This is a genomic window from Methylobacterium sp. WL6 (assembly GCF_008040095.1).
Taxonomy (GTDB): domain Bacteria; phylum Pseudomonadota; class Alphaproteobacteria; order Rhizobiales; family Beijerinckiaceae; genus Methylobacterium.
Window position 1 is genome coordinate 1 of record NZ_VRVH01000297.1, and the last position, 5,363, is coordinate 5,363.

8 protein-coding genes are annotated in these 5,363 nt (G+C 73.1%); 2 read left to right on the forward strand and 6 right to left on the reverse strand.

What is annotated here, in order from left to right:
* Positions 1-743 (reverse strand): P1 family peptidase (locus tag FV230_RS23945; RefSeq protein WP_147844180.1); only part of this gene is annotated, 743 nt, incomplete at its 3' end.
* A gap of 75 nt (positions 744-818) precedes the next feature.
* On the opposite strand from FV230_RS23945, the gene FV230_RS23950 reads away from it, so the two are divergent.
* The gene (locus tag FV230_RS23950) at positions 819-1,280 is read left to right on the forward strand and encodes a GNAT family N-acetyltransferase (protein ID WP_147844176.1); all 462 of its coding nucleotides are present in this window, start codon (positions 819-821) and stop codon (positions 1,278-1,280) included.
* A gap of 119 nt (positions 1,281-1,399) precedes the next feature.
* Positions 1,400-2,959, forward strand: a complete 1,560-nt coding sequence (locus FV230_RS23955; RefSeq protein ID WP_147844177.1) for an ATP-binding protein — start codon at positions 1,400-1,402, stop codon at positions 2,957-2,959.
* 31 nt (positions 2,960-2,990) lie between these two features.
* Here FV230_RS23955 and cysC read toward each other — a convergent pair whose 3' ends face one another.
* From cysC to FV230_RS23975, 5 genes are all read right to left on the reverse strand, one after another.
* Positions 2,991-3,599: an adenylyl-sulfate kinase gene (gene cysC / locus FV230_RS23960; protein ID WP_187275601.1), complete on the reverse strand. Its 609-nt coding sequence runs from the start codon at positions 3,597-3,599 to the stop codon at positions 2,991-2,993.
* A 98-nt stretch (positions 3,600-3,697) separates the two neighbouring features.
* A complete protein-coding gene (locus tag FV230_RS23965; RefSeq protein ID WP_147729336.1) occupies positions 3,698-4,123 on the reverse strand; it encodes an acyl-CoA thioesterase in 426 nt (141 codons plus the stop codon).
* An 85-nt stretch (positions 4,124-4,208) separates the two neighbouring features.
* On the reverse strand, positions 4,209-4,337 hold the full coding sequence (locus tag FV230_RS31290) for a hypothetical protein (RefSeq protein ID WP_281408321.1): 129 nt from the start codon (positions 4,335-4,337) through the stop codon (positions 4,209-4,211).
* A gap of 161 nt (positions 4,338-4,498) precedes the next feature.
* On the reverse strand, positions 4,499-4,780 hold the full coding sequence (locus FV230_RS23970) for a hypothetical protein (RefSeq protein WP_147729335.1): 282 nt from the start codon (positions 4,778-4,780) through the stop codon (positions 4,499-4,501).
* Between the two features lie 116 nt (positions 4,781-4,896).
* Positions 4,897-5,082 (reverse strand): DUF1508 domain-containing protein, encoded by a 186-nt coding sequence (locus tag FV230_RS23975; RefSeq protein WP_147844179.1) that lies wholly within the window; start codon positions 5,080-5,082, stop codon positions 4,897-4,899.
* Positions 5,083-5,363 lie beyond the last annotated feature (281 nt).

A 5,363-nucleotide genomic window follows, 5' to 3' on the forward strand; every position in this document is an offset into this window, starting at 1 on the left:
CGCCGGCACTGCGCCTTGGTCAGCGCCGCGTCGGTGGCGACCACCGCCAGCGTCGTCGCGGCGCCGGGCAGGCCGCGGACGGGAAAGGCGAGGGCGTCGTCCGGCATCGCGCCGGGCCAGCCGAGGCCGCCGAACTCCGCCGCCCGCTCGAACGGCGCCGCCCAGAAATGCGGGCCGTCGCCGACCGTCACCCGGCCGAAGGCGTTGACCGCCGCGAGCGCGCCGACCCGGAAGCCGGTGCCCGGAACGTCGGCCGAGGCCGAGCCTATCCCGCCCTTGAGGTTGGCCGTGCGCGCGCCGGTGCCGGCCCCGACCGAGCCGAGCGCCACGTCCTCCGAGGCCATTTGGGCCGCCAGGAACCCGAGCTCGCGATAGGGCGGATAGCGCCCCCACGCCTTGTCGCCGCCGTTGAGCAGGTCGAACAGGATCGCGCCGGGCACGATCGGCACCCGCATCCCGCTGACGGGAAAGCCGCGCCCGTTCTCGGCGAGCCACGCCACGACCCCCGCGGCGGCATCCAGCCCGAAGGCCGAGCCGCCCGACAGCACCAGCGCGTCGATGCCCTCGACGGTGCGCTCGGGGTCGAGCAAATCGGTCTCGCGGGTGCCCGGCCCGCCGCCGCGGACGTCCACCGCCGCCGTGACCGGCCGGTCGAACACCAGCGCGGTGACGCCGCTGGCGACCCGTGCGTCCGTGGCGTGGCCGACCCGGATGCCGGCGATGTCGGTGATGGCGTTCCGCATGGATGGCAGCATGCCACGATCGCGCGCGGGCCGCACGGCTTGAGCGGCGATGCGGGCGGGTGCAGGATCGCGACGATGCCCCAGGACGTCGTCATCCGCCCCGTCGCCCGCGCCGACCACGCGCAGTGGCTCCCGCTCTGGGAGGGCTACAACCTGTTCTACGAGCGCGTCGGCCCGGCGGCGATCCCGCCCGCGGTGACGCAGGCGAATTGGGAGCGGTTCTTCGACGCCTACGAGCCGATGCACGCGCTGGTGGCCGAACGCGAGGGCCGGCTGATCGGCCTGACGCACTACCTCTACCACCGCACCACCACGGCCACCGCGCCGTTCTGCTACCTGCAGGACCTTTTCACGACGGCCGACGCCCGCGGGCGGGGCGTCGGCCGCGCGCTGATCGAGGCCGTCTACGTTGCGGCGCGCCGCGCCGGCTCGCCGCGGGTCTACTGGCAGACGCACGAGACCAACGCGACGGCGATGCGGCTCTACGATCAGGTCGGCGACCGCTCGGGCTTCGTGGTCTACCGCAAGCCGCTCTGAGCCCGTCGTCCACCGCGACCCCGCGCCTGTGGACGCGCGGCGCGCCGGACGCATCGCGAAGGGTGCTCGCGTGTTAACGGGAGGCTCGGGATTTCCCGCGGCGTGCAACCGGAGCGACGATGGCGTTCGGCATCGAGATGGGGCTCGGGCTCGACGGGCAGGGCATCGGCCAGCCGGCCCGCCTCGACCTGGAGGAGCTGCTCGCGACGCGCCTGCTCGTCCAGGGCAATTCCGGCTCGGGCAAGTCGCACCTGCTGCGCCGCCTGCTGGAGCAGAGCGCCGGCCACGTGCAGCAGGTGGTGATCGACCCCGAAGGCGACTTCGTCACTCTCGCCGAGGCGCACGGCCACCTCGTGGTGGACGGAAGCCACGGGGAGGGCGACCTACAGGCGATCGCCGCGCGGGTGCGCGGGCACCGCGTCTCGGTGGTGCTCGACCTCGAGAGCCTCGACATGGAGGCGCAGATGCGCGCCGCCGCCGCCTTCCTCGGCGGGCTGTTCGAGGCCGAGCGGGCGCATTGGTATCCCTGCCTCGTCGTGGTCGACGAGGCACAGATCTTCGCGCCGGCCGCCGCCGGCGACGTCTCTGACGAGGCCCGCAAGATCGCGCTCGGTGCGATGACCAACCTGATGTGCCGCGGGCGCAAGCGGGGCTTGGCCGGCATCATCGCGACGCAGCGGCTGGCCAAGCTCGCCAAGAACGTCGCGGCCGAGGCCACCAACTTCCTGATGGGGCGCACCTTCCTCGACATCGACATGGCGCGGGCCGCCGACCTGCTCGGCCTCGACCGGCGCGGCGCGGAGCGCTTCCGCGACCTGGCACGGGGCGAGTTCGTGGCGCTCGGGCCGGCGCTGAGCCGCCGTCCGCTCGCTCTCCGCATCGGTCCGGTCACCACCTCGTCGCGCGCGGCCTCGCCGACCCTGATCCCGCTGCCGCAGGCGGCGGACGCGGACCTGCGCGCCCAGATCCTGGCGCCGGCCGAAGCCGGCTTCGCCTACCCGACGCGGGCGTCGCGGGCGCCGGCGACGCCGCGCGTCAGCCCCGCCGACCTGATGCGGGAGCTCGCCGCCCACCGTCCGGAGCCGGCCGCCGCCCCGCCCGTGCTCGACGAGGCCGAGAACCGGGCCGGCTGCGAGGCGATCCTGCGCGGGCTGGTCGCCGAGCCCGAGGCCGGGCGCCAATCCGTCGCCGTGGTCTACCAGGACTTCCTGGTCCGCTGCCGGATGCGCGGCCTCGACGGCGAGCGCGTCGGGCTCCAGGCCTTCCGCCGGTCCCTGAGCGTGGCACGGGCCGGGATCGATGCGGCGCCCGCCGCGACCGACGGGGACGAACGCTGGACCCAGGCGCAGGGGGCCGCCGCCGGGATGCCGGAGGAGGTCCAGGGCCTGTTCCTGCTGCTGGCGCGGGCGGCGCTCGCGGGCGAGCCCTGTCCCGGCGATGCGGCGCTGGCCCGGGCCATCGGCAGCCGCTCGCCCGGCCGCGCCCGGCGCCTGCTCGGCTACATGGAAAGCCGCAACGCCATCGTCTGCCGCGTGGACTTCTCGAAGAACCGCATCATCGCCCTGCCGGCGCTCGGCTGCGAGACCGCACCGGGCGACCCGAAGGCGGACGTCGCCGAGCCGGCGGCGGCGGACGCGCCCGATCCCGGGGGTAGCTGGGGGCTGTTCGCGGCGGAGTGAGGGGTTTGCCGCGAACGCGAGACGCTTGGGGTCAGCCTGCGCTGAGCCGCATCAGCTCCGCGATCAGGGTCCTCGACGACTCCGCAACGCTCAGCCCGTCGGTGACCAAGGTCATGTCGGGGTCGAGCGGCGCCTCGTAGGGCGCCGAGATCCCCGTGAAGTTCGGGATCGTGCCGGCCCGCGCCCTGTCGTACAGGCCCTTCGGGTCGCGCGCCTCGCACACCGCCAGTGAGGTGTCGATGAAGACCTCCAGGAACGGGATGTCGCCCGCGATCTGCCGCGCTGTCGCGCGCTCGGCGCGGAACGGCGAGATCAGCGACACGATCACCACCAGTCCCGCCTCCGCCATCAGGCGCGCGGTCTCGGCCGCCCGCCGGATGTTCTCGGCGCGATCGGCCGCGGTGAACCCGAGGTCCCGGTTGAGGCCGTGGCGCAGGTTGTCGCCGTCGAGCACCATGGCGTGCCGCCCCGCCTCGGTGAGCGAGCGGTCGACGGCGTTGGCGATGCTCGACTTGCCCGCCCCCGACAGCCCGGTGAACCAGGCGATGGCCGGGCGCTGGCTCAGGCTGCGCCAGCGCGTCTCGCGGGGCTGAAGGGTCTGCCAGGTCAGGTTGTCGGCGCGGTGCGACGGGTCGGGCAACGGCACAATCCTCGGGCCAGCTGTCGCATCCCCCCGCCCCCTCGGGGATCCGCTCGCGCGATGCCTAGCCGGAACCGCGTTGGAACGGAACCCGTCGATCACGCTGGCGTGAACGACGGCTCCGCCACCGGGGCGGCCTTGGGGATCGCCCTCGGCCGACCCTCGTCGTCGATCGCGACGAAGGTGAAGGTCGCCGACGTCACCTTCTCGCGCACCTGCGTCCGGAAGCGCCGCGCCCAGGCCTCGACCTCGATCTTCATCGAGGTGCGCCCGACATGCCCGATCCGGGTGTAGACGCAGAGCACGTCGCCGATCCGCACCGGGCGGATGAAGGTCATGGCGTCCAGGGCCACGGTGACCACGCGGCCCTCGGCCCGGTCGACCCCGGCAATGCCGCCGGCCTGGTCCATCTGCGACAGCACCCAGCCGCCGAAGATGTCGCCGTTGGCGTTGGTGTCGGCCGGCATCGCGATGGTGCGCACCGTCAGATCGCCCTGCGGTTCCTCGGCGCTGTCCCGGTCCATGCGGTCCTGTTCCTTGGCGCGAAGCGCACCGACGCGCTCGGGGCGCGGCGCCGATTATGCGCGAACGCCGCGATGTCGAAAGGGGTCAGGGCATCAGGCCGGCGAGTTTCAGGCCGGCCGCCAGGAAGACGGCGGCGGCGCAGACCAGGCATTCGAGCGGGATCGATTGCCAGAGGTCGCGCGCGATCACCTCGCGCGTCGCGATATCGTCCATGGGGCGTTCCTCCCGGGCGGACCGATCTGATGCCGGCCGTCCCGAACGCGAGACCCTACACCGGATCGCGCGCGAACGCAGCCCGCTTGCCCAAGTCATGAAAAAACCCGACGGCCCCAAGGGCCGCCGGGTTCAGACTTCGACGCAGGCTCGCCGTGCGATCAGTAGAAGAACCGACGACGCGGGCCGTAGAAGCGGCGGCCGTAATACGGACGACGGTAGAACGGACGCGGGCCGTAGAAGCGGCGGCCGTAATACGGGCGGCGGTAGAACGGACGCGGCCCGAACCGGCGGCGGTAGAAGTACTGGGCCTTCTCGGCGACCGCGGGGGCGGCTTCCGTCTGAAGGGCGAGGCCGGGGCCGACCGGTGCGGCGGACGCGCCCTGCGGGGCGGCGGCCGCGAAGCCCAGGACGAGCAGGGCGGCCAGCAGGAATTTCCTCATCGCGGATCTCAACTCTTTCGTGGATGGGAGACGTACGAGCGGGGCTTGAGCCCGAGCCGTCGAAACGCACGAACCGCGAAAAGCGTTTCGTCGCGAAAGCCGACTTTCGGTTGTGATCAGGCGATCTGCGTCGTCATGTCGATGACCTTCGCGGTCTCGCTCTGACGGACCAGCGCGATGCCGTGCTCGCAATCCTCGCGGCGAACGTAGCCCTCGCCCGAATCGGCGACGACGTTGCCGTTCTGCGCCCGCAGGCGCCAGCGCCAATGGCCCGGCGCATCGCGGTAGATCTCGAATCGCATCGGGGCTGCTCCTGTCTCGATGCCGTCGAGATGGGGCGCGGGACCACCGCCGGCAATGCTCCCGCGCCGGCGGCAGGACACCGGATACGAAAAAGCAGAAGGCCGCCCCGGGCATCCGGGGCGGCCTTCTCGATCAGGTCAGGGAGCGAGCTGGCTCAGGAGCGCGGGCTGCGGTCGAGCCAGCCGATGGCACGGCCCTCGCCGCCGCCGTTGCCGCCGCCGCCGCTGCGCGGACGGTTGTTGGCGGGCTGGCGCGGACGATCGCCGGCGGCGGCGAGGGC